The organism is Phenylobacterium sp., from assembly GCF_965229015.1.
Taxonomy (GTDB): Bacteria; Pseudomonadota; Alphaproteobacteria; order Caulobacterales; family Caulobacteraceae; genus Phenylobacterium.
In genome coordinates, this window is sequence record NZ_CBDDIM010000001.1 from 646,204 (window position 1) to 669,996 (window position 23,793).

The 23,793-nt window shown below is 67.8% G+C and carries 21 protein-coding genes and 3 tRNA genes; 16 read left to right on the top strand and 8 right to left on the bottom strand.

Going from position 1 to position 23,793, the window contains the following annotated elements:
- Positions 1 to 2 precede the first annotated feature (2 nt).
- A complete protein-coding gene (locus ACO06I_RS03155; protein WP_421931176.1) occupies positions 3 to 656 on the top strand; it encodes a DUF1868 domain-containing protein in 654 nt (217 codons plus the stop codon).
- On the opposite strand, the gene ACO06I_RS03160 is transcribed toward ACO06I_RS03155, so the two are convergent.
- Both ACO06I_RS03160 and ACO06I_RS03165 read right to left on the bottom strand, forming a co-directional pair.
- On the bottom strand, positions 625 to 1,380 hold the full coding sequence (locus ACO06I_RS03160; protein ID WP_421931177.1) for an EcsC family protein: 756 nt from the start codon (positions 1,378 to 1,380) through the stop codon (positions 625 to 627). The two genes, ACO06I_RS03155 and ACO06I_RS03160, sit on opposite strands and share 32 nt — an antisense overlap.
- Complete coding sequence (locus tag ACO06I_RS03165; protein WP_421931178.1) at positions 1,377 to 2,297, bottom strand: LysR family transcriptional regulator; 921 nt, start codon at positions 2,295 to 2,297, stop codon at positions 1,377 to 1,379. Before ACO06I_RS03165 ends, ACO06I_RS03160 begins: the two co-directional genes overlap by 4 nt.
- A 202-nt stretch (positions 2,298 to 2,499) precedes the next feature.
- Between ACO06I_RS03165 and ACO06I_RS03170 the strand changes: the two genes are divergently transcribed.
- Both ACO06I_RS03170 and ACO06I_RS03175 read left to right on the top strand, forming a co-directional pair.
- On the top strand, positions 2,500 to 3,267 hold the full coding sequence (locus ACO06I_RS03170; protein ID WP_421931179.1) for an SDR family oxidoreductase: 768 nt from the start codon (positions 2,500 to 2,502) through the stop codon (positions 3,265 to 3,267).
- A 101-nt stretch (positions 3,268 to 3,368) separates the two neighbouring features.
- The gene (locus tag ACO06I_RS03175; RefSeq protein WP_421931180.1) at positions 3,369 to 3,665 is read left to right on the top strand and encodes a hypothetical protein; all 297 of its coding nucleotides are present in this window, start codon (positions 3,369 to 3,371) and stop codon (positions 3,663 to 3,665) included.
- Here the strand turns inward: ACO06I_RS03175 and ACO06I_RS03180 are convergent.
- Entirely contained in the window at positions 3,643 to 4,839 is a 1,197-nt protein-coding gene (locus ACO06I_RS03180) for an NAD(P)/FAD-dependent oxidoreductase (RefSeq protein ID WP_421931181.1), read from the bottom strand. The genes ACO06I_RS03175 and ACO06I_RS03180 overlap by 23 nt on opposite strands.
- Before the next feature lie 98 nt (positions 4,840 to 4,937).
- Between ACO06I_RS03180 and ACO06I_RS03185 the strand changes: the two genes are divergently transcribed.
- Positions 4,938 to 5,075 (top strand): hypothetical protein, encoded by a 138-nt coding sequence (locus ACO06I_RS03185; protein ID WP_304700904.1) that lies wholly within the window; start codon positions 4,938 to 4,940, stop codon positions 5,073 to 5,075.
- 283 nt (positions 5,076 to 5,358) lie between these two features.
- On the opposite strand, the gene ACO06I_RS03190 is transcribed toward ACO06I_RS03185, so the two are convergent.
- From ACO06I_RS03190 to rlmB, 4 genes are all read right to left on the bottom strand, one after another.
- Entirely contained in the window at positions 5,359 to 6,042 is a 684-nt protein-coding gene (locus ACO06I_RS03190; protein ID WP_421931182.1) for a TerC family protein, read from the bottom strand.
- A gap of 2 nt (positions 6,043 to 6,044) precedes the next feature.
- A complete protein-coding gene (locus ACO06I_RS03195) occupies positions 6,045 to 6,797 on the bottom strand; it encodes a YjbE family putative metal transport protein (RefSeq protein ID WP_421931183.1) in 753 nt (250 codons plus the stop codon).
- A gap of 73 nt (positions 6,798 to 6,870) precedes the next feature.
- A complete protein-coding gene (locus ACO06I_RS03200; protein ID WP_421931184.1) occupies positions 6,871 to 8,544 on the bottom strand; it encodes a hypothetical protein in 1,674 nt (557 codons plus the stop codon).
- A 126-nt stretch (positions 8,545 to 8,670) separates the two neighbouring features.
- The gene (rlmB, locus tag ACO06I_RS03205; RefSeq protein ID WP_421931185.1) at positions 8,671 to 9,468 is read right to left on the bottom strand and encodes a 23S rRNA (guanosine(2251)-2'-O)-methyltransferase RlmB; all 798 of its coding nucleotides are present in this window, start codon (positions 9,466 to 9,468) and stop codon (positions 8,671 to 8,673) included.
- Positions 9,469 to 9,591: 123 nt separating this feature from the next.
- On the opposite strand from rlmB, the gene ACO06I_RS03210 reads away from it, so the two are divergent.
- The 3 genes from ACO06I_RS03210 to tuf all read left to right on the top strand — a co-directional run bounded on the left by ACO06I_RS03210 (position 9,592) and on the right by tuf (position 11,015).
- Positions 9,592 to 9,677 (top strand) — tRNA-Tyr (locus ACO06I_RS03210).
- A gap of 49 nt (positions 9,678 to 9,726) precedes the next feature.
- A tRNA-Gly gene (locus ACO06I_RS03215) sits at positions 9,727 to 9,800 on the top strand.
- Between the two features lie 24 nt (positions 9,801 to 9,824).
- Positions 9,825 to 11,015 (top strand): elongation factor Tu, encoded by a 1,191-nt coding sequence (gene tuf / locus ACO06I_RS03220; protein WP_421931186.1) that lies wholly within the window; start codon positions 9,825 to 9,827, stop codon positions 11,013 to 11,015.
- Positions 11,016 to 11,093: 78 nt separating this feature from the next.
- On the opposite strand, the gene ACO06I_RS03225 is transcribed toward tuf, so the two are convergent.
- A complete protein-coding gene (locus tag ACO06I_RS03225) occupies positions 11,094 to 11,267 on the bottom strand; it encodes a hypothetical protein (protein WP_421931187.1) in 174 nt (57 codons plus the stop codon).
- A gap of 188 nt (positions 11,268 to 11,455) precedes the next feature.
- Here ACO06I_RS03225 and ACO06I_RS03230 point away from each other — a divergent pair.
- The 9 genes from ACO06I_RS03230 (at position 11,456) to rpoC (ending at position 23,791) form a co-directional block, all read left to right on the top strand.
- Positions 11,456 to 11,531: transfer RNA gene (locus tag ACO06I_RS03230), tRNA-Trp, on the top strand.
- A 68-nt stretch (positions 11,532 to 11,599) separates the two neighbouring features.
- Positions 11,600 to 11,905, top strand: a complete 306-nt coding sequence (gene secE / locus ACO06I_RS03235; protein ID WP_215340986.1) for a preprotein translocase subunit SecE — start codon at positions 11,600 to 11,602, stop codon at positions 11,903 to 11,905.
- Positions 11,906 to 11,910: 5 nt separating this feature from the next.
- Positions 11,911 to 12,480 carry a transcription termination/antitermination protein NusG gene (gene nusG, locus ACO06I_RS03240; protein ID WP_421931188.1) on the top strand — a complete coding sequence of 190 codons (570 nt, stop codon included), beginning with the start codon at positions 11,911 to 11,913 and terminating at the stop codon, positions 12,478 to 12,480.
- 111 nt (positions 12,481 to 12,591) lie between these two features.
- On the top strand, positions 12,592 to 13,023 hold the full coding sequence (gene rplK / locus ACO06I_RS03245; protein WP_421931189.1) for a 50S ribosomal protein L11: 432 nt from the start codon (positions 12,592 to 12,594) through the stop codon (positions 13,021 to 13,023).
- A 3-nt stretch (positions 13,024 to 13,026) separates the two neighbouring features.
- Positions 13,027 to 13,716: a 50S ribosomal protein L1 gene (gene rplA / locus ACO06I_RS03250; protein WP_421931190.1), complete on the top strand. Its 690-nt coding sequence runs from the start codon at positions 13,027 to 13,029 to the stop codon at positions 13,714 to 13,716.
- A 408-nt stretch (positions 13,717 to 14,124) separates the two neighbouring features.
- Positions 14,125 to 14,640: a 50S ribosomal protein L10 gene (gene rplJ / locus ACO06I_RS03255; protein ID WP_304700488.1), complete on the top strand. Its 516-nt coding sequence runs from the start codon at positions 14,125 to 14,127 to the stop codon at positions 14,638 to 14,640.
- 45 nt (positions 14,641 to 14,685) lie between these two features.
- Complete coding sequence (gene rplL / locus ACO06I_RS03260; RefSeq protein ID WP_421931191.1) at positions 14,686 to 15,066, top strand: 50S ribosomal protein L7/L12; 381 nt, start codon at positions 14,686 to 14,688, stop codon at positions 15,064 to 15,066.
- 350 nt (positions 15,067 to 15,416) lie between these two features.
- The gene (rpoB, locus tag ACO06I_RS03265) at positions 15,417 to 19,505 is read left to right on the top strand and encodes a DNA-directed RNA polymerase subunit beta (RefSeq protein ID WP_421931192.1); all 4,089 of its coding nucleotides are present in this window, start codon (positions 15,417 to 15,419) and stop codon (positions 19,503 to 19,505) included.
- A 92-nt stretch (positions 19,506 to 19,597) separates the two neighbouring features.
- Positions 19,598 to 23,791, top strand: coding sequence for a DNA-directed RNA polymerase subunit beta' (gene rpoC, locus ACO06I_RS03270; protein ID WP_421931193.1), 4,194 nt, complete (start codon positions 19,598 to 19,600; stop codon positions 23,789 to 23,791).
- Positions 23,792 to 23,793 lie beyond the last annotated feature (2 nt).

Sequence of the window (23,793 nt, forward strand, 5' to 3'; positions counted from 1 at the left end):
GCTTGAGCCACCCCAAGTTCCATCGCGACGGGCGCGCCAAGCCCTTCGCGGGGAACACGGTGATCGCTCACCTGCCGCCGGACGGCTGGCTGGCGCGGAGCCTGGCCGAGGTCAGGGCTGAGGCGGCGCGGGCGAGTTTCGCAGGCAAGCTCGCCCTGTTGCCCGTCGCCAGCTACCACATGACCGTCTTCGGCGGCGCCGACGACCAGCATCGGACCCCCGGCCTGTGGCCGAAGGGGGTCCCGCTGGACGCGCCGATGCCGGTCTGCGACGAGGTCGTCGGTGAGCGACTGAAGGGCGTGACCTGTGCGCCGCCCTATCGCCTGCGGGTCGATCTGGCCAAGCCGATCCAACCCTTCCGCTTCGAGCTCACCCTGGTCGACGCCGACGAAGAGCGGCGGCTGCGCGACCTGCGCGACCGCCTGTCGGCGGCGACGGGAGTTCGCAAGCCGGGCCACGACAGCTACGGCTTCCATACCCAGGTCGGCTACCTGCTGGAGCCCTTCACGGCCGATGAGCAGGCAGATTTCGAGGCGGCGTTCGAAGCCTGGCGCGAACGGCTCGCCGGCCAGGTGCTGGAGCTTGGCGCCCCCGACTACTGCGCCTTCGACGACATGCTGGCCTTCAGGCCGAGGCTTCGTCTGCCGGTCGGTTGAACCAGCGCATCCGATAGGCGTTGATCGCCGTCTCGCCGAGGCGGTCCAGCAGGCGGTAGTTGACGAAGGCGCCCACCGGCGCGCCGATCACCGGGATGAGCTGGGCCAGCTTGGCCAGGTCGATATAGTCCCGGTACTCCTGCTGGAAGCGGCGCCAGTCGAGGCTCTCCAGCCCCCCATCGGCCATGGCCCGGGCGCTGTCCCAATCGGCCAACGCGGCGTAGGCCTCGGGCCGGCGCGAGGCGCTGGAGAAGGCCAGGCTGAAGATCCTCAGGATGTAGAGCCGCTCGGCCAGGTCGTCGCCGGAGTGGCCGTAGATGGCGGCCAGGTCGAACAGCAGCTTGATCTTCAGCCCGATCAGCACCGGGAAGTCCGCCGCCGCCAGCAGGAAGCCGCCGGCGCCGGCCACCCCGCCCTCGGCCGCCGCGGTGGTGCGCCAGGCCATGATCTTGTCGCGGGCCTGGGCCTCGCGGGCCCGAAGGGTCGCGCCCTCCACCGGCGGCGGGCTGGTGTAGTCGGCGCCGGTGAGGATCGCCCGGGTCATCTGCTCCATGGCCGCGGTGATGACGTCGTGCAGCTTCTCCGGGATCAGGTTGTTGATCCTGTCCTGCACATTGCGCGCGGCCTTGTCGAAGGGCCCGGCGGGCTTGAGCACACGCTCGCGCCAGGCGGCCATCTCAGCCAGGACCTGGGCGTCGTAGGCGACGTCGGAAATCTCGCTCATGGCTCCACCGCCGCGCGCACCTGGTCGAGGAACCAGTCGAGCCCGGCGTCCTCCCCGCCGGCGCGGCGCAGGGCGCTGACGGCGAACTCGTGGGGTTTGAAGGGGGGATCGAGGATCTGCAAGCCCAGCAGGGGCGCCTGACGTTCGGCCAGCCGGCGGGGCGGGGTGGCGATGGCGTCGCTGCCGGCCACCAGGGCCAGCGCCGTCAGCCAGTGAGGCACCATGGCCACGGTCCTCTGGCGCCATTCGGCGATCTGGGCGCGGCTCTCCACGGCCTCTTCCTGGGGCGCCTCGCTGCGGGAGAAGCTCAGCACGTGGCCGATGTCGCGATAGGTCTCGAAGTCGATCTGCCCGTCGATCACCGGATGTCCCCGCCGCGCCACCACACAATAGCGGTCCTCGTACAGGAGCTCGTGGGTGAAGCCGGGGCGGGGCTGGCCGAAGCGGCCGATGGCCAGGTCCAGCCGGCCCTGGCGAAGGGCGTCGGCGGCGCGGTCCTGGGCCAGGAAGGCCACCTCGAAGCCCGCCCCCGGCGCCGCGCCGTTCAGGCGCTCGATCAGGCGCGCGCCCATCAGGGCGGTGACGAACTCCGGGGCGCTGATGCGAAACAGGCGGTCGGTCTGGGCGGGGTCGAACCCACCCTGACGCCCCAGGGACCCCGCCAGCTCCAGCAAGGCCTCGACCTCCGGTCCCAGTTGCAGGGCGCGCGCGGTGGGATCGAAGCCGTGGGGCCGGCGGATGAACAGCGGGTCGTCGAACAGGTCGCGCAGGCGGGTCAGGGCGTGGCTCACCGCCGAGGGGGAGAGGCCCAGGCGGGCGGCCACCTCGGAGGCGCGCCGGCGCCGCAACAGCTCGCGGAACACCAGCAGCAGGCCGCCGTCCATCCGGCGTATGTGATTGATATCGAATTCACCCATCTCTCGAATACGCTAGGTCGGAAATCCGCGCCGCGCCAGGGAGGGTATCGCCGACGCGCCCACGCGCGGGGCCGGGCCATACCTGATACTCGAAAACTTGCCCTGACCCGGCGGAAAGCCCTCGCCACCCGGGCCGGGCCTCGCCATAAAGCCCGCTTTCAACGGCGCAGCGACGCCAGCTCTTTGTTTGCGAGGAAACCCATTGCGCAATCTGTTCAGCGTTGAAGGCAAGGTCGTTCTGGTCACCGGCGGCAGCCGCGGCATCGGCGAGATGATCGCCCGCGGCTATGTGGAGAACGGAGCCAAGGTCTACATCTCCTCGCGCAAGGCCGAGGTCTGCGACCGGGTGGCCGAGGAGTTGTCGGAGTTCGGGACCTGCATCTCTCTGCCCTTCGACCTGGGCGCCATGGCCGGCATCGAGGGCCTGGCCGCGGCCATCGCCGAGCGGGAGCCCAAGCTGGACGTGCTGGTCAACAACGCCGGCGCCACCTGGGGCGCGCCGATCGACGAGTTCCCCGAGAGCGGCTGGGACAAGGTGGTGGACCTCAACACCAAGTCGGTGTTCTTCCTGACCCAGAAGCTGCTGCCGCAACTGCGCGCCGCCGCCACCCACGAGGCCCCCTCTCGGGTGATCAACATCGCCTCGGTGAACGGCATCGAGCCTCCCGGCCTGGAGACCTATTCCTATTCCACCTCCAAGGCCGGCTGCATCATGCTGACCCGCCACCTGGCCAAGCGCCTGGCGCCGGAGAACATCCTGGTCAACGCCATCGCGCCCGGGCCCTTCCCCAGCCACATGATGGCCGCCACCCTGGCCCGGGCCGGCGACGCCATCGCCAAGGCCAATCCGCGCGGCCGCATCGGCACGCCGCAGGACATCGCCGGGGTGGCCATCTTCCTGTCCTCGCGCGCCAGCGCCTACACGACGGGGACCACCGTGCCCTGCGACGGCGGCTCGGCCGAGTTCTAGGTTCTAGCTCTTTTGCTTGGGCGGGATGCGGGCGGAAAACCGGTTTCCACTTTTCCTCATCCCGCCTTGGCCGCCCGCCGGAACGGTCCTATGGGATCCGGATGGCGGGCGGTTGGCTGATCGGCGTGATGGTGCAGGCTCCGGAGGAGAAGGCCTTCCTGCGCCACTACTTCGCCGTGGGTCACGAGGACCGCGCCAAGGCCGAGTGGACCGGCGTCGACCATGCGCTCAAGGCCGGAATCGTGGCCTCCAGCCCGGTGGCGGGCCTAGAGCCGGTCCAGGCCATCAGCCAGGTTCCGGCCAGCCTGATGAAGACCCTGGGCCTGGCCGACGGTCAGGTGCGCGCCCTGGGATGGAAATATCCCCGCCGCTGGATCATTCCCCACCTGGCTGTCTAGCCAGAATGGCCCGGGCCGCCGCCGCGCCGGTGGCGAAACAGGCCTGCAGCAGGTAGCCGCCGGTGGGGGCCTCCCAGTCCAGCATCTCTCCGGCCACATAGACGCCCGGCCGGGCCTTCAGCATCAGATTCTCGTCCACCGCGTCGAAGCGCACCCCGCCGGCGGTGGAGATGGCCCGCGCCAACCCTTGGGTCCCGGTCAGCCGGATCGGAACCCGCTTGATGGCGGCGGCCAGGTCGGCGGGCAGGGCGACGCCGTGGGCCTCCCGTAGGAGGCCGATCTCCAGGGGCGAGAGCTTGGCGGCCTTGCGCAGGAAGGTGGCCGTCGACTGCCCGCCCCGGGGCCGGTCCAGCCGGGCGGCGAGCTGCTCGCGGGTCAGGCCGGGCCGCAGGTCGATCTCCACGGTCGCCGACCCCGCCTGGGCGATCGCCGCGCGCAGGTCGGCCGACAGGGCGTAGACCGCGCCGCCCTCGATCCCGTAGGCCGCCACCACCGCCTCGCCGCGCAGGGTGCGCCGGCCGTGGGACAGGGCGATGGCCTTCAGCGGCTGGCCCGCGAACCGCTCTCGGAACATCGGACTCCAGTCGACGGTGAAGCCGCCATTGGCCGGCTCGAAGGGCGCCAGGGCCACCCCCTCCTCGGCCAGGGTCTGGGCCCAGGCGCCGTCCGAGCCGAGCTTGGCCCAACTCGCGCCCCCCAGCGCCAGGATCGTGACGTCGGGCCGCGCGGTCTCGCCGCCGGCGAACACCAGCTCGCCGGCCGCGTTCCAGCCGCGCCAGTCCATGCGGGTGCGGAAGGTCACCCCCTGGCGGTCCAGTCGCGCCAGCCAGGCGCGGAGCAGGGGAGAGGCCTTGAGGGTCCTGGGAAACACTCGGCCGCTGGAGCCCACGAAGGTGGGCTGGCCCAGACCTTCGGCCCAGGCCGTCAGGTCGGCGGGGGTGAAGGCCTCCAGCCGACGGCGAAGATGCTCGGCCGCCGGGCCGTAGCGGCCGACGAAGGCGCGGAAGTCCTCGGAGTGGGTGAGGTTCAGGCCGCCGCGACCGGCCATCAGGAACTTGCGCCCCAGGCTCGGCATGCGCTCATAGACGGTGACCGTCCGCCCGGCGCCGCTCAGCACCTCGGCGGCCATCAGGCCCGCCGGCCCGCCGCCGATCACCGCTATCGTCTCGTTCATGGGCCGTCTTTAGCCGAGGCGGCGGCCGGCGTCGTCAATCTGTCGCCTCAGGGACGCCGGAGTGTGCGATGGTGGGAGTCCAACTCAGGGGCCTCGACATGAAACCGCCAGCCAAGGGCCAGCCCCGCATCTATGCGCCGCCGACCCCCAAGGTCGCCCGGCTGAAACCCGGCAAGGTGCTGACCGCCGCCGAGAAGGCGGCCTTCCTGGCCTCGCGGCCCGACCTCAAGACCTGACCCTCGCGCGGCCACAGCCGGAGAGTCCCCGGGGGACATGGAACGGGGACTCTCCGGCCTTGGCGACTGGAGGTTGGGGCTCGTCGCCAATCGGGGAACGAGCCAAGGCCAAGCTTTGTTCCAATCGAAGATGAACAGGCGGCGCCGGACCCCGTTCAGCGCGGGTTCAAGCCGGGGGCGGCATTGTTCATCCCAAGGCCGGACGTCATTTCCCGTCCCTCAACGCGACGACCGGTCCCCGGCGCGCCAGACCCCCTCCCGGGCTTGGCGCGCCGTTCTGCTTTCAGCGGGGCTTGATCTCCAGCGGGCCGGGCATCACCGCATTGTAGGTGGGCGCGTGGCCCAGGCGGTGGACGGCGTCGCGGTGGCCCTCCCAGATCATGTGCAGGGCGACGTAGAGCACGATCAGCAGGCCCAGATATCCGATCCAGCGGTGGCGGTGCAGCAGGCCGGCGATCCAGTTGGCGGCCACCCCCATCAGGGCGATGGAGAAGATCAGGCCGAAGACCAGCACCATCGGGTGCTCCCGGGCCGCGCCGGCCACCGCCAGGACGTTGTCCAGGCTCATGGAGAGGTCGGCGGCGAGGATCTGCAGGAAGGCGGCCCGGAAGCTCTTGGCGGGCTTGACCGGCGCGTGCTCGGCCAGGGCGTCGGCCTGGGCGTGGGTGGCCTGCTCGCGCAGCTCGCGCCACATCTTCCAGCAGACCCAGAGCAGCAGCAGGCCGCCCCCCAGCATCAGGCCGATGATCCCCAGCAGCTGGGTGGTGATCAGGGCGAAGCCGATCCGCATGACCACGGCGGCGGCCAGGCCCCAGAGGATCACCTTGCGGCGTTGTTCGGCCGGCAGGCCCCCGGCCGCCAAGCCCACGGCCACGGCGTTGTCGCCGGCCAGGACCAGGTCGATGAGCATCACCTGCAGAAAGGCGACGAAGGCCCCCCAGACGCCAACCTCCAGCAGATCACCCATGGCTAGCGCTTCTTCTGCGCGGCGTGGGCCGCGACCTCGTCGGGAGTGATGTCCAGGGCGCCGGGCATGGCGGCGTTATAGGCCTCCACCTTGCCCAGATCGATCAGGACGCTGCGGTGGCCCTCCCAGATCATGTGCAGGGCGACATAGAGGACGATGGCCAGGCCCAGATAGCCCAGCCAGCGGAAGCGGTGCAGCAGCTTGGCGATCCAGCTGGCCGCCACCCCCATCAAGGTGATGGAGATCATCAGGCCGGCGATCAGCACCTTGGGGTGTTCGCGCGCCGCCCCGGCGACGGCCAGGACATTGTCCAGGCTCATGGTCAGGTCGGCGATGAGGATCTGCAGCAGGGCCGCGCCCAGGGTCTTGGCCTTGGCGGCATGCTTGGGATGGGCGCCGATGGCGACCCCGGTGGCCTCTTCCAGGGCGAACTCGCCCTCGGCCGAGGCCTCGCGGCCTTGCTCGGCCAGCTCGTGCCACATCTTCCAGCAGACCCAGAGCAGCAGGAAGCCGCCGGCCAGCAGCAGGCCCACCACGTTCAGCAGCTGGACGGTGATCAGGGCGAACCCGATCAGCATCACCACCGCGCCGGCCAGACCCAGGATGATGGCCTTGCGGCGCTGCTTTTCCGGCAGGCCGGCGGCCGACAGGCCCACGGCGACGGCGTTGTCGCCGGCCAGCGCCAGATCGATCATCACGACTTGGAAGAAGGCGGCGACCGCGCCGGCGGCGGGCAAGTGCAGAGCAAGGGACATGGTCCCTCAATGCGGCGCCGCGCCTGACAGGGCAAGCCGCATCCCTCCCTACGCGGGGGAGGGATTTTACGGTCTAGTGCGCGTGTTCGGGCTCTTTGTGGTGGGCGTCATGGCCATGGTCGTCGTGCGCGGCGTGACCATGGTCGTCATGGGCCGCATGGCCGTGATCATCATGCGCCGCCGCATGGCCATGGTCGTCATGGGCGGCATGGGCGTCGCCGTGACCATGGTCGTCATGGGCCGCATGGCCATGATCGTCGTGCGCGGCGGCGTGGCCGTGATCGTCATGCGCCGCGTGGGCGTCGTGGCCATGGTCGCCGTGGGTGTCGCCATGCCCCTCGTCATGATGGTGCGAGGCGATGGCCCCGGCCACCGCGGCGCCGGCCGCGGCCGCCGCCAGGGGCGCGGCCAGGCCGCCATGATGCTCTTCCGGCTCGACGTGGGAGGTCCCGGTGTCGGTCATGGTGCGGAACTTGCGGCGACGCTCGGCGCGGCGACGGTTCTCCGAGGCGCCGCGGGCCAGCGCGATCAGCAGGGCCAGAGCCGCCAGAACCAGGGCGCCGGCGACGACCTTGTTGGAGGGCACGCGGCCGACGCCGGGCACGGCGACGTCCTTCATCCCCGGGATGGTCAGCTTGCTGAGCAGGCCGGAGAGGTCGAAGCCCTTCTTCTTGGCGGGGGCCTCCGGCATCAGCGCGGCCAGGGCCTGTTCGATGCTGGCCAGGGAGAAGCTCATCGGCGGCTTGATCCCGGTGAGGCGGGCGTCGACGTCGGCCTTCAGGGGGCCACGCTCCCCGGCGCCCGGCTTGACCTGCCAGTTGAAGGCGGCGGCTTCGCCGGTCTTCAGCTTGGCGGTCTGCGGACCGTTGGGGGTGATTTCGTAGCCGGTTCCCGAGAGGGTGGCGGTGACCTCGGCCTTCTTGGCGGCCTTGGTCAGGCCGAGCTTGGCCGCCTCGCGCTGGATCGTCGCCAGCAGGGTCTGGGGCAGGGACAGGGACACCTGGCCGGCCTGGCCCTTGGTGACGGCCTCGGGAACGGTGAGCTTGGAGCCGGAGGCCACCTCGCCGCCGACGGCGGTCTGCAGCTTGGCGAGCTTGGGATCGGCGGGGACCGCCAGGCCGGTGGCCGGGAAGCTGGGCTGGGGCGCCTTGGCCAGGACGGGGACGGGCTTCGGCGCGGGCGCCGGCTTGGCCTGCTCCACGACCTTGGGCGCGGCGGCGACCACGGGCTTGGCGGCGATGACGGGCTTGGCGACGGGCGCGGGCCGGGCGGCCGCGACCGCCGGCTTGGCGGCGACCGCCGGGCGCGGCTTGGCCGGGGCGTAATAGGCCTGGGCGACCTCCGCATGGCGGGCGCGGGTTCCGGAGCTCACATGGGCCCGGGGCGCGTAGCGGCCGCCATAGACCAGGCGGCGCTCGCGGGCCGACATGTCCTCGGGGTTGGGCACCGGCCGCATGGCCGTGACCAGGACGCCGTCGGCGCGGCGGTAGGTGACCAGGCGGTCGGCGTAGCGCGAAGCCGGCCGCGAGGCCGGGGCGATCTGCCGAGCGCCGCCGGGTCCGCCCATCAGGCCGGTGTCATCGGCGGCGCCGGGCGCGGCGCCCATCAGCTCGGGCGGCGGGGCCTGGGTGTAGGCGTCCGGGGGAGGGGCGACCTCGTGGGAGGTGGGGCCGCTGCAGCCAGCGACGGTTAACAGCACGGTCGCGGCTGCGCCGCGCAACATCCACTTGGTCAACATATTCGCCATTGGGGCCCCCATCCCATGTCGAGATCCGAGCCGCACACTGGCCCTAAACCTTAACAGTCACGCAACAGATCACGCTCTGGGCCGGAAATCAAAAGGGGGAATCGCGTGGCGGGTATTCAATTCCCCTCAAGCGCGAGTGCGGGAAGCCTCGTAAAGCGCCACCGCGGCGGCGGCCGAGACATTCAGGCTCTCGAAACCGCCCGGCATGGGGATCTTTCCGAGGGCGTCGCAGTGTTCGGCCACCAGCCGGCGGATGCCTTCGCCCTCCGATCCCAGCACCAGGACGGTGGGGGTTCCGTCCAGCGCCTGCTCCAGGGACTGGTCGGCGGTCCCGTCCAGGCCCACGGCCCGCCAGCCGAGGTCGGCCAGGGTCTCCAGGGCCCGCGACAGGTTCACCACGTGGGCGGTGGGGATCTGGTCCACGGCGCCGGCGGCGGCCTTGGCGAGCGCCCCGGTCAGCTTCGGCGCGTGGCGGTCCTGCAGGATGACTCCCGCCGCCCCGAAGGCTGCGGCCGAGCGCAGGATGGCGCCGACGTTCTGCGGGTCGGTGACCTGGTCGAGCATCAGCACCACCGCGCCCGGCCTGGCCTCGAATTCCTCCAGGGCCACCGGCTCCAGCAGGGCGACCTGCAGGGCCAGGCCCTGGTGGACCGCGCCGCTGGGCAGGTTGTGGCTGATGACGCCGGGCTCGACGATCTCCAGCGCCGGGTTGCGTCCGAATCGCGCCGTGAGCTCCTTGGCGCGGTCGGCGGTGGCCAGCAGGCGGTCGGCCGGTTCGCGGGCTGGATTGGCCAGGGCGGCGCTCACGGCGTGCCAACCCCAGAGCCAGTCGTCGGAAACCGCGTCCCGCCGTCCGGAATGCCTTCCGTGGGGCCCCTTCTTAGAACCCTTCCAGGGCGCGTTGCGTTCGCTGTGTGACGACACTATAAGGCGCACTCCAAATCGGGAACCGGACAGATTTCCCGCCGCTCGCGACCGGCTTTAGCACCGGACGCACCGATCGGCGGAGGCTTTTTGTTCGGACCTCGGTGTGGCTCCGAGCGCGCTGGGGGAATGTCCCGAGTGGCAAAGGGGGGGGACTGTAAATCCCCTGGCGTACGCCTTCGTAGGTTCGAGTCCTACTTCCCCCACCACGCGCCGGAGCGAAACTCTATGGAGGCTCGCACACGAGCACCCACCTCGGCGGGTATAGCACAATGGTAGTGCAGCAGCCTTCCAAGCTGAATACGCGGGTTCGATTCCCGCTACCCGCTCCATCTCTCAAACGCCCGTAGGATCCCATGGCCAAGGAAAAGTTCGAACGCACTAAGCCGCACTGCAACATCGGCACGATTGGTCACGTTGACCATGGCAAGACGACGTTGACGGCCGCGATCACGATGACGCTGGCCAAGGCCGGTGGGGCCAAGGCGATGGCCTATGCCGACATCGACGCGGCTCCGGAGGAGAAGGCGCGCGGGATCACGATCAACACCGCGCACGTGGAATATGAGACGGCCAACCGTCACTACGCCCACGTCGACTGCCCCGGCCACGCCGACTATGTGAAGAACATGATCACCGGCGCGGCGCAGATGGACGGCGCGATCCTGGTGGTGTCGGCCGCCGACGGCCCGATGCCGCAGACCCGCGAGCACATCCTGCTGGCCCGTCAGGTGGGCGTGCCCGCCCTGGTGGTCTACATGAACAAGGTCGACCTGGTGGACGACGCCGAGCTGCTGGAACTGGTGGAGATGGAGGTGCGCGAGCTCCTGTCGTCGTACCAGTTCCCGGGCGACGACATCCCGATCACCATGGGTTCGGCCAAGGTTGCGCTGGACGGCGGCGATCCGGAAATCGGTGAGAAGTCGATCCTGAAGCTGATGGAGACGGTGGACGCCTACATCCCGCAGCCGGAGCGTCCGGTGGACCTGCCGTTCCTGATGCCGGTGGAAGACGTGTTCTCGATCTCGGGCCGCGGCACGGTTGTGACCGGCCGGATCGAAAAGGGCATCGTCAAGGTCGGCGAGGAAGTCGAGATCGTCGGCATCCGCCCCGTCCAGAAGACCATCTGCACGGGCGTGGAAATGTTCCGCAAGCTGCTGGACCAGGGCCAGGCCGGCGACAACGTGGGCGTGCTGCTGCGCGGCACCAAGCGTGAAGACGTCGAGCGCGGCCAGGTTCTCTGCAAGCCGGGCTCGATCACCCCGCACACCAAGTTCGTGGCCGAGGCCTACATCCTGACCAAGGAAGAGGGCGGCCGTCACACCCCGTTCTTCACCAACTACCGTCCTCAGTTCTACTTCCGGACCACCGACGTGACCGGGATCATCAAGCTGAAGGAAGGCGTGGAAATGATCATGCCGGGCGACAACGCCGAGCTGGACGTGGAGCTGATCACCCCGATCGCCATGGACCAGGGCCTGCGTTTCGCCATCCGCGAAGGCGGCCGCACCGTCGGCGCCGGCGTGGTCTCCAAGATCGTCGAGTAGGCACCACCCGCTCCCTCTTGGGGGCAGGAAGACAAGATCAGGCCTCCGGAGCGATCCGGAGGCCTTTTTTTCTGCGCGTCAGGCGGGCTTCGGCGCGCCGGGCTCGGGCTCGCCGGTGGAGGGATTGGTCAGGGTCTTGGCGTTGCGGCTCGAATCCTTGCCCCCGGCGGGCTCGGTGGCCGGGCGGGGCGGGGAGGCCGGCTTCATGTCCTCGTCGCGGGTCTTGGCGGCGTTGGGGTCGCGGTCTGGCATGGGATTTCCTGATCTGGCGGGACCCCGGACAAACGCAGGCGCCGGCCGGTTCGATCCGCGCGCCGCGACTATTGCTTGGGGGGGCGGCCACTGCTAAACGACCCGGCTCTAGCGATGAGCGCGCGCCGGAAGGCTTTCCGGCGCGCTGTTCATTGTTCAGAGGCCGCGTCCGCAAGGGCGAGGGTCGTAGGAGTGTAGCTCAGCTGGTAGAGCATCGGTCTCCAAAACCGAGGGTCGTGGGTTCGAGTCCCTCCACTCCTGCCAACCTATATGTACGTAGACCAGGGCGCGGAGGTCCGCCGCCCGCCTATAAGAGAGTGTCGAGCGCCTAGATGGCCAGGAAACCGGGTTCCACGCCGCAAGCGATGAAGAACCGCGCCGCCAAGACGGCCGCGGTGATCGCGCCTGCATCGGCCCTGGCGCAGGCCGCGCCGAAGAAGAAGACCAGCCCCGCCCAGTTCTTCCGGGAAGTCCGCGCCGAGGCGCGCAAGATCACCTGGACGACCCGCAAGGAGACCTGGATCACCTCGGTGATGGTGGGGATCATGGTGGTGCTGGCCGCGACCTTCTTCTCCCTGGTGGATGGGGCCCTGACCCTCGCCATGGCCTTCCTCCTCAAGCTCGCGAATGCGGGATAGTCGAAATGAACGCTGAAGCTCCCGCCACCGTCGCCGCCAATCCCCGCCACAAGTGGTACATCGTCCACGCCTACTCGAACTTCGAGAAGAAGGTGGCCGAGTCGATCCGCGAACAGGCCCGCAGCCAGGGTCTGGAGGACAACTTCTCCGACATCCTGGTGCCCACCGAGGACGTGGTGGAGATCCGCCGCGGCCGGAAGGTCAACGCCGAGCGCAAGTTCTTCCCGGGCTACGTCCTGGTGAAGATGGAGCTCACCGACGAGGCCTACCACCTCATCAAGAACACCCCGAAGGTCACCGGTTTCCTGGGCAGCCAGAACAAGCCGCAGCCGGTCTCGGAAAAGGAAGTCGCCCGCATCATCGGCGCCATCGAAGAAGGCGTCGAGCGGCCCAAGCCCACGATCCAGTTCGAGATCGGGGAACAGGTCCGCGTCACCGATGGTCCGTTCGCCAGCTTCAACGGCTCGGTGGAACAGGTCGACGAGGAACGCGCCCGCCTGCGCGTGACGGTGTCCATCTTCGGACGCGCCACGCCGGTCGAGCTCGAATACAGCCAGGTCGAAAAGACGACCTGACTGGCGCCGCCTTTCTCCGCATCCGCGGGGAGGGGCTTTTAAATCCGTGGGAGGCCCAGCCAGGGCCGGACCACGGCTCAACAGACCGGACGTCCGGTCACAGAGGAGAACATGGCCAAGAAAATTCTGGGCTATATCAAGCTGCAGGTGCCCGCGGGCTCCGCGACGCCTTCGCCGCCCATCGGGCCGGCGCTGGGTCAGCGCGGCGTCAACATCATGGGCTTCTGCAAGGAGTTCAACGCCCGCACCGAGAAGGAAACCAAGGGCACACCCCTGCCGACGGTGATCACCGTCTACCAGGACAAGTCCTTCACCTTCATCACCAAGACCCCGCCGGCGACCCACTTCATCAAGGAAGCGCTTGGCCTGAAGTCCGGCTCCAAGCTGCCCGGCCGCGACGTGGCCGGCTCGATCTCGCGCACCCAGCTGCGCGACATCGCCGAGAAGAAGATGAAGGACCTCAACGCCAACGACGTTGAAGCCGCCGCCAAGATCATCGAGGGCTCCGCCCGTTCGATGGGTCTTGAGATCGTGGAGGCCTAAGAGATGCCCAAGCAAGCCAAACGCGTCCAAGCCTGGACCGGTGACCGCCTCGCCAACCACGCCGTCGCCGACGCCGTGAAACTGGTCAAGGCCAACGCCACCGCCAAGTTCGACGAAAGCATCGAGATCGCCGTCAACCTCGGCGTCGATCCCCGCCACGCCGACCAGCAGGTCCGTGGCGTCGTCAGCCTGCCCTCCGGGACCGGCCGCGACGTCCGCGTCTGCGTCATCGCCAAGGACGCCAAGGCCGCCGAAGCCGAAGCCGCCGGGGCCGACATCGTCGGCGCCGAAGAGCTGGTGGAACGCATCCAGGGCGGCTTCATGGAGTTCGACCGCGTGATCGCCACGCCGGACATGATGGCCCTCGTCGGCCGTCTGGGTAAGGTGCTGGGCCCCCGCGGCCTGATGCCGAACCCGCGCGTCGGCACGGTGACCCCCAACGTCGGTCAGGCCGTGAAGGACGCCAAGGGCGGCGCCATCGAGTTCCGCACCGAGAAGACCGGGATCATCCACGCCGGCATCGGCAAGGCGAGCTTCACCGAAGACGCCCTGCTGGCCAACGTGCGCGCCCTGGTCGACGCCCTGAACAAGGCCAAGCCCTCGGGCGCCAAGGGCATCTACATCAAGCGCATCAGCCTCTCGTCCACCATGGGCCCGGGCTTCCGCGTCGACACCACTTCGGTCGGCGTCTGAAGCTCGGATCGAGCTGAAGTCGGATATGGCGGGCGGGTCCTTCACGGGGCCCGCCCGTTTCCTTTTCCCCGTCGGGTTTGACGGGCGGGCCGGGCTCGTGTAGAGCCCGCCCCTCTAAAGTTTCGCCTCCCGGACAAGGGGAGGTGGGCTCGAGGCCTTCGGGTCTCGATCCTGTCCATGAACTGCGGGGTTTCCGGGGTCACCGGAGACCATAACGCGAGGAAGAGCCCTTCCTCAGCCGCGGGGAGACGGGAAGATGACGCCTCATCGACCATTCGCTTCGAATGGGCGCGCAGGCTGCGGCTTCTCTCGGACAGGCTGATCGGCCGCGTGGGGTTTCCTCACGCAACGATCATCTATGCGGTCGCCGGAATCGTCCGGCGGCTGGACCTGAGTATGGAGACCGCAATGGACCGCGCTCAAAAGCAGGTGACGATCGAGACGCTCAAGGGCGTCTTCGCCGACGCCGGCGCCGTGGTCGTGACCCACAATCTGGGTCTGACCGTTGCGGAAATGACCGATCTGCGTGGCCGCCTCCGCAAGGAAGGCGCTCACCTGAAGGTGGTGAAGAACACCCTGGCTCAGAAGGCCCTGGACGGTTCGGTCGGCGAGGCGGGCGACGCCCTCTTCACCGGCCCTGTCGCCATCGCCTATGCGCCGGACGCTGTCTCCGCCGCCAAGGTCGCGACCCAGTTCGCCAAGGAGAACGACAAGTTCACCGTGATCGGCGGGCTCATGGGTCAAGAGGTGCTGGACAAGTCGGCGGTGAGCGCTCTCGCCACCCTGCCGTCGCTGGACCAGCTCCGTGGCAAGATCATCGGCCTTCTGCAAGCGCCCGCGACCAAGATCGCCGGCGTCCTGCAGGCCCCGGCCGCTCAGCTTGCCCGCGTCATGTCGGCCTACGCCGCCAAAGACGCCGCCTGATCGTCATTTTCCCCGACAACACCCACTCCCTAAGGAACTATCCAAATGTCGAAGCTTGAAAAACTGGTCGATGACCTGTCCGCCCTGACCGTCCTGGAAGCCTCCGAGCTGTCCAAGCTGCTGGAAGAAAAGTGGGGCGTCTCCGCCGCCGCTCCGGTGGCCGTGGCCGCCGCCGCCGGCGCCGCTGCTCCGGTTGAAGCCGCCGAAGAGCAAACCGAGTTCACCGTTGTCCTGACCGCCGGTGGCGACAAGAAGATCAACGTGATCAAGGAAGTCCGCGGCGTCCGTCCGGACCTCGGCCTGAAGGAAGCCAAGGACCTGGTCGAAGGCGCTCCGCAGAACGTCGTCGAGAACGTGTCCAAGCAAGTGGCCGACGACGTCGCCAAGAAGCTGACCGAAGCCGGCGCGACCGTCACCGTGAAGTAAGACTGACGCGCGGTTCGCCGCATGTCTAGAGCGGGCCCCGGAGAGCGATCTCCGGGGCCCGTTTTCGTTCCGCGATGGACGACGCGACGAACTAATTCGCGATAAGGGCTTCACATCCCGCGCGAGAGCGATTATCTCGGCTCCTTCGCAAAATACGATTCGTGTCACACGCGATTCTGTCGCGCGCCTATGTTCCGAGGCATGGCCCACCGCCCTCCGGCCATGCGAGGGAACGCCCCTGGCGATACAGGGGCTCCAGCGTCCGGCGCCCGCAAGGGCGTTCGAGGGTGGACGCGGGATAAAAGACCTGACGCCTGGAAACCGTTCCGGGCGTCGCTCAAGGGAATAAAATGGCGCAATCCTTCACCGGTAAAAAGCGGATCCGTCACTCGTTCGGCCGCATCCCTGAAGCCGTGCAGATGCCGAACCTGATCGAGGTTCAGCGCTCCTCCTACGAACAGTTCCTGCAGCGCGAGACCCGCGCCGGCGAGCGTCGTGACGAGGGCGTGGAGGCGGTCTTCAAGTCCGTCTTCCCGATCAAGGACTTCAACGAACGCGCGGTGCTCGAATACGTCACCTACGAGTTCGAGGAACCCAAGTACGACGTCGAAGAGTGCGTCCAGCGCGACATGACCTATGCGGCTCCGCTGAAGGTCAAGCTTCGCCTGATCGTCTTCGAGACCGACGAGGAAACCGGCGCCCGCTCCGTGAAGGACATCAAGGAGCAGGACGTCTACATGGGCGATATCCCGCTCATGACCGAGAAGGGCACCTTCATCGTCAACGGCACGCAGCGGGTCATCGTCTCGCAGATGCACCGTTCGCCGGGCGTGTTCTTCGACCACGACAAGGGCAAGACGCACTCCTCGGGCAAGCTGCTGTTCGCCGCCCGGGTGATCCCCTATCGCGGCTCCTGGCTCGACTTCGAGTTCGACGCCAAGGACGTGGTCTTTGTCCGCATCGACCGTCGCCGCAAGCTGCCGGCCACCACCTTCCTGATGGCGCTGGGCATGGACGGGGAGGAGATCCTCTCCACCTTCTACGACGCGGTGCCCTACGAGAAGCGCCTGGAGGGCAAGAAGGGCGCGGCCGGCTGGGCCACCCCCTACAAGCCCGAGCGCTGGCGCGGGACCAAGCCGGAGTATCCTCTGGTGGACGGCGAGACGGGCGAAGAGATCGCGCCGGCCGGCCAGAAGATCTCGGCCCGCAACGCCAAGAAGTTCGCCGACGCGGGTCTCAAGACCCTGCTGCTGCCGCCGGAGGCCCTGGTGGGCCGTTACCTGGCGCGCGACCTGGTGAACCATCAGACCGGTGAGATCTACGCCGAAGCCGGCGACGAGCTGGACCAGCCGCTGATCACGGCGCTGGAAGAGCAGGGCTTCACCACCCTGGACACCCTGGACATCGACGAGGTGACCATGGGCGCCTACATGCGCAACACCCTGCGCGTGGACAAGAACTCGGCCCGCGAAGACGCCCTCTTCGACATCTATCGCGTCATGCGTCCCGGCGAGCCGCCCACGGTGGAAGCCGCCGAGGCCATGTTCAAGTCGCTGTTCTTCGACGGCGAGCGCTACGACCTGTCCTCGGTCGGCCGCGTGAAGATGAACATCCGCCTGGAGCTCGACTGCCCCGACGACGTGCGCATCCTGCGCAAGGAAGACGTGCTGGCGGTCCTCAAGACCCTGGTGGGCCTGCGCGACGGCCGCGGCGAGATCGACGACATCGACAACCTCGGCAACCGCCGGGTGCGTTCGGTCGGCGAGCTGCTGGAGAACCAGTACCGGGTCGGCCTGCTGCGGATGGAGCGGGCGATCAAGGAGCGCATGTCCAGCGTCGATATCGACACGGTCATGCCCCACGACCTGATCAATGCGAAGCCGGCCGCCGCGGCCGTGCGCGAGTTCTTCGGCTCGTCGCAGCTCTCGCAGTTCATGGACCAGACCAACCCGCTGTCGGAAATCACCCACAAGCGCCGCCTCTCGGCGCTTGGCCCGGGCGGTCTGACCCGCGAGCGGGCGGGCTTCGAAGTCCGCGACGTGCACCCGACCCACTACGGCCGGATCTGCCCCATCGAGACGCCGGAAGGCCCGAACATCGGCCTGATCAACTCGCTCGCCACGCACGCTGTGGTGAACAAGTACGGCTTCATCGAGAGCCCCTACCGCCGGATCAAGGACGGCAAGACCACCGACGAGGTGGTCTACATGTCGGCCATGGAAGAGGCCAAGCACGTCATCGCCCAGGCCAACATCACCCTGAAGGACGGCGTGATCGTCGAGGAGCTGGTGGCCGGACGGGTCAATGGCGAGCCGGGCCTGCTGCCGCGCGACACCGTCGACCTGATGGACGTCTCGCCCAAGCAGGTGGTCTCCGTCGCCGCCTCGCTGATCCCGTTCCTGGAAAACGATGACGCCAACCGCGCCCTGATGGGCTCGAACATGCAGAAGCAGGCCGTGCCGCTCATCCAGTCGGATGCGCCCCTGGTCGGCACCGGCATGGAAGCCATCGTGGCCGTGGACTCCGGCGCCGTCGTGGTGGCACGCCGAGCCGGCGTCGTCGAGCAGATCGACGGCACCCGGATCGTCATCCGCGCCACCGAAGAGAACGACCCGACCAAGGCCGGCGTCGACATCTACCGCCTGCAGAAGTTCCAGCGTTCCAACACGTCGACCTGCATCAACCAGCGTCCGCTGGTGCGGGTGGGCGACCGGGTCAACACCGGCGACGTCATCGCCGACGGCCCGTCGACGGACCTGGGCGAACTGGCCCTGGGCCGGAACACCCTCGTCGCCTTCATGCCCTGGAATGGCTACAACTTCGAAGACTCCATCCTGATCTCCGAGCGCATCGTGCGCGATGACGTCTTCACCTCGATCCACATCGAGGAGTTCGAGGTCATGGCCCGCGACACCAAGCTGGGTCCGGAAGAGATCACCCGCGACATCCCCAACGTCGGCGAGGAAGCCCTGCGCAACCTCGACGAAGCGGGCATCGTGGCGATCGGCGCCGAGGTCCTGCCGGGCGACATCCTGGTGGGCAAGGTCACGCCCAAGGGCGAGAGCCCGATGACGCCGGAAGAAAAGCTCCTGCGCGCCATCTTCGGCGAAAAGGCCTCCGACGTCCGCGACACCTCCCTGCGCCTGCCCCCGGGCGTCGCCGGGACCATCGTGGAAGTCCGCGTGTTCAACCGTCACGGCGTGGACAAGGACGAGCGCGCCATGGCCATCGAGCGCGCCGAGATCGACCGCCTGGGCAAGGACCGCGACGACGAGTTCGCGATCCTGAACCGCAACATGACCTCGCGCCTTCGCGACCTGCTCACCGGCAAGACCGCCATCTCCGGCCCCAAGGGCCTGGGCCGCGGCGAAGTCACCGCCGAGAAGCTGGAAGAGATCGCGCCCGGCCTGTGGTGGCAGATCGCCCTGGACGACGAAAAGGCCATGGGCGAGCTGGAGGCCATGCGCCGCCAGTTCGACGAGGCCCGCAAGCGTCTGGACCGCCGCTTCGAGGACAAGGTCGACAAGCTGCAGCGCGGGGACGAACTGCCCCCCGGCGTGATGAAGATGGTCAAGGTCTTCGTGGCCGTGAAGCGCAAGCTTCAGCCCGGCGACAAGATGGCCGGCCGTCACGGCAACAAGGGGGTCATCTCCAAGATCCTGCCGATCGAGGACATGCCCTACCTGGCCAACGGCCAGAACGTGGACATCGTGCTGAACCCGCTGGGCGTGCCGTCGCGCATGAACGTCGGCCAGATCTTCGAGACCCACCTGGGCTGGGCCGCCGCCGGCCTCGGCCGTCAGATCGCCGAACTGCTGGAAGCCTGGCAGAACGGCGGCCAGAAGAAGGCTCTGATCGACCACCTGCAGAGCATCTACGGCAAGGACCAGGAACTCCCCGACACCGAGGAGGAACTGATCGAGCTCTGCAAGAACCTGTCGAAGGGCGTGCCCTTCGCGACCCCGGTCTTCGACGGCGCCCACATCGACGACATCGAGAACCTGCTCGAGAAGGCGGGCCTGGCCCGTTCCGGCCAATCCATCCTCTACGATGGTCAGACCGGCGAGCAGTTCAAGCGCCCGGTCACGGTCGGCTACATCTACATGCTGAAGCTGCACCACCTGGTGGACGACAAGATCCACGCCCGTTCCATCGGCCCCTACAGCCTGGTCACTCAGCAGCCCCTGGGCGGCAAGGCCCAGTTCGGCGGTCAGCGGTTCGGGGAGATGGAGGTCTGGGCTCTGGAAGCCTACGGCGCGGCCTACACCCTGCAGGAAATGCTGACGGTGAAGTCCGACGACGTGGCCGGCCGGACCAAGGTCTACGAGTCCATCGTCCGCGGCGACGACACCTTCGAGGCCGGGATCCCGGAAAGCTTCAACGTGCTGGTCAAGGAAATGCGTTCCCTGGGCCTGAACGTCGAGCTCGAGAACGGCTAACGCCGGCGTCGCACGCCATCGTCAATGCGAGGGGAGGGGCCCGTCAGCTCCTCCCGCTTCGCCACTGAAACTGCTGACGAACTGGAATTCTGATGAACCAGGAAGTCCTGAATATCTTCAACCCGGTCCAGGCCGTTCCGACCTTCGACCGTATCCGCATCGCCCTGGCTTCGCCTGAGAAGATCCGCTCGTGGTCCTTCGGCGAGATCAAGAAGCCCGAGACCATCAACTACCGGACGTTCAAGCCGGAACGTGACGGCCTGTTCTGCGCGCGGATCTTTGGCCCGACCAAGGACTACGAGTGCCTGTGCGGCAAGTACAAGCGCATGAAGTACAAGGGCATCATCTGCGAGAAGTGCGGCGTCGAGGTCACCCTGGCCCGCGTCCGGCGCGAGCGGATGGGCCACATCGAACTGGCGTCGCCCGTCGCCCACATCTGGTTCCTGAAGTCCCTGCCCAGCCGCATCTCGATGATGCTGGACATGGCCCTGAAGGACATCGAGCGCGTGCTCTATTTCGAGCACTACATCGTCACCGAGCCGGGCCTGACCCCGCTGAAGCAGCATCAGCTGCTCTCGGAAGACGAGTACATGCGCTACCAGGAGGAGTTCGGGGACGACAGCTTCACTGCCGAGATCGGCGCCGAAGCCGTCCAGGGCCTGCTGCGCGCCATCGACCTGCCCAAGGAAGCCGACCGGCTGCGTGAGGACCTCCTCACCACCACCTCGGAAATGAAGCTCAAGAAGACGTCCAAGCGTCTGAAGCTGATCGAGAGCTTCATCGAAAGCGGCAACAAGCCGGAATGGATGATCCTGTCGGTGGTCCCCGTGATCCCGCCGGAACTGCGTCCCCTGGTGCCGCTGGACGGCGGCCGCTTCGCCACCTCCGACCTGAACGACCTCTATCGCCGGGTCATCAACCGCAACAACCGCCTGAAGCGCCTGATCGAGCTGCGCGCGCCCGACATCATCATCCGCAACGAAAAGCGTATGCTGCAGGAAGCCGTCGACGCCCTGTTCGACAACGGCCGTCGCGGCCGGGTCATCACGGGCGCCAACAAGCGGCCCCTGAAGTCGCTGGCCGACATGCTGAAGGGCAAGCAGGGCCGGTTCCGCCAGAACCTGCTCGGCAAGCGCGTCGACTATTCCGGCCGTTCGGTCATCGTCGTGGGTCCGGAACTGAAGCTGCACGAGTGCGGCCTGCCCAAGAAGATGGCGCTCGAACTCTTCAAGCCCTTCATCTATGCGCGCCTCGACGCCAAGGGCCTGTCGGGCACCGTCAAGCAGTCCAAGCGCATGGTGGAACGCGAGCAGCCCGCCGTCTGGGACATCCTGGACGAGGTGATCCGCGAGCACCCGGTTCTGCTGAACCGCGCGCCCACCCTGCACCGTCTGGGCATCCAGGCCTTCGAACCCAAGCTGATCGAGGGCAAGGCCATCCAGCTTCACCCGCTGGTCTGCGCGGCCTTCAACGCCGACTTCGACGGCGACCAGATGGCCGTCCACGTGCCGCTTTCGCTGGAAGCCCAGCTGGAGGCCCGCGTGCTGATGATGAGCACGAACAACATCCTGTCGCCGGCCAACGGCCGACCGATCATCGTGCCGTCGCAGGACATCGTGCTGGGGCTCTACTACCTGTCCCTGGCCCGCGAGGGCGAGCCGGGCGAGGGCAAGATCTTCTCCGACCTGGGCGAGATCGAAGCCGCGCTCGACCACGGCGTGGTGAGCATCCACTCCAAGATCAAGGCCCGCCACAGCGAGATGAACGCCGACGGCGTGCTGGAGCGCAAGCTGATCGATACGACGCCGGGCCGGATGAAGATCTCGGCCCTGTTCCCGCACCACCCGGCGGTCGGTCACCGGCTCCTGGAGAAGAACCTCACCAAGAAGGAAATCGGCAACCTGATCGACATCGTCTACCGCCACTGCGGTCAGAAGGCGACGGTCATCTTCGCCGACCAGATCATGGGGCTGGGCTTCAAGGAAGCGGCCAAGGCCGGCATCTCCTTCGGCAAGGATGACATCATCATCCCCGAGCGGAAGAAGCCCATCGTCACCCAGACGCGCAAGCTGGTGGAAGAGTACGAGCAGCAATACGCCGACGGCCTGATCACCAAGGGCGAGAAGTACAACAAGGTCGTCGACGCCTGGGCGAAAGCCACCGACCGCGTCGCCGACGAGATGATGGCCGAAATCTCGACCCAGCCGAAGGACGAGAACGGCCGCGAGCTGGAGATCAACTCGATCTTCATGATGGCCAACTCCGGCGCCCGCGGTTCGCAGGCCCAGATGAAGCAGCTCGGCGGGATGCGCGGCCTGATGGCCAAGCCCTCCGGCGAGATCATCGAGACGCCGATCATCTCGAACTTCAAGGAAGGCCTGACCGTCCAGGAGTACTTCAACTCCACCCACGGCGCCCGTAAGGGCCTGGCCGACACCGCCCTGAAGACCGCCAACTCCGGCTACCTGACCCGTCGTCTGGTGGACGTGGCGCAGGACTGCATCATCAACGAGGAAGACTGCGGCACCACGCGGGGCATCACCCTGCGCGCGGTCATCGAGGGCGGCGACGTCCTGGTCTCGCTGGGGCTGCGCATCCTGGGCCGTTCCACCGCCGAGGACATCAAGGATCCGGGCACCGGCGAGGTCATCGTTCCGGCCGACACCTATATGGACGAGAACATCTGCGACCTGATCGACAACGCCGGCGTCCCGTCGGTGAAGGTGCGCTCGGTCCTGACCTGCGAGGCCGCCAACGGCGTCTGCGCGACCTGCTACGGCCGCGACCTGGCCCGCGGCACCCCGGTGAACATCGGTGAAGCGGTCGGCGTCATCGCCGCCCAGTCCATCGGCGAACCCGGCACCCAGCTGACGATGCGGACCTTCCACATCGGCGGCACCGCCCAGGTGGCCGAGCAGTCGTTCTACGAGAGCACCAACACCGGCACCGTGAAGCTGGCCGGGGGCAACACCGTCATCGCTCCCGACGGCGAGCTGATCTGCCTTTCCCGGAACCTGCAGATGAGCGTGCAGGTCGACGGCAAGGATCGCGAGACCTACAAGCCGCCCTACGGCGCGCGCCTGAAGGTCCGTGACGGCGAGAAGGTCAAGCGCGGCCAGCGTCTGGCCGAGTGGGACCCCTACTCGATCCCGATCATCACCGAAGTCGGCGGCAAGATCCGCTTCGAGGACCTGGTGGAGAACTTCTCCGTCCGCGAGGAGGCCGACGAAGCCACCGGCATCTCCAACCGCGTGGTCATCGACTGGCGCACCTCCACCAAGGGCTCGGACCTGCGTCCGGCCATGGCGGTCCTGGACGCCGACGGCGCCTATATGCGGATCTCCAACGGCGGCGAGGCCCGTTACCTCCTGCCGGTGGGCGCGATCCTCTCGGTGGGCGACGGCGACGAGATCAAGCCGGGTGAAGTCATCGCCCGGATGTCGACGGAAGGCGCCAAGACCCGGGACATCACCGGGGGTCTGCCCCGCGTGGCCGAACTCTTCGAAGCCCGTCGTCCCAAGGACTGCGCGGTCATCGCCGAGATGGACGGCCGCGTCGAATTCGGCCGCGACTACAAGAACAAGCGCCGCATCAAGATCACCCCGGAAGATGGTGGCGAAGCGGTCGAGTTCCTGATCCCCAAGGGCAAGCACATCGCCGTCCACGACGGTGACGTGATCCGCCGCGGTGAGTACCTGATCGACGGCAACCCGGATCCGCACGACATCCTGCGCATCCTGGGCATCGAGGCCCTGGCCGAGTTCCTCGTGGACGAAATCCAGGAAGTCTACCGTCTGCAGGGCGTGCCGATTAACGACAAGCACATCGAGACCATCGTCCGTCAGATGCTGCAGAAGGGCGAGATCCTCGAGCCCGGCGACACCGGCCTGCTCAAGGGCGACCACCTCGACATGACGGAAGTCAACGAGGAGAACGCCAAGGCGCAAGCCCGCGGCGGCCGCCCGGCGATCACCCAGCCGGTCCTGCTGGGCATCACCAAGGCCTCGCTGCAGACCCGCAGCTTCATCTCCGCGGCCTCGTTCCAGGAAACGACCCGCGTGCTGACCGAAGCCTCGGTGCAGGGCAAGACCGACACCCTCGAAGGGCTGAAGGAAAACGTGATCGTGGGCCGCCTGATCCCGGCGGGCACGGGCTCGTACCTGCGCAACCTGCAGCGCATCGCCACCAAGCGCGACGAGGCCCTCTCGGCCAGCCGCGAAGAGGCGATGGAGCCCCTGCCGGACATCATCGCGGCCGACGCCGAGGCCGAGAAGGTCGAAGGCTAGGC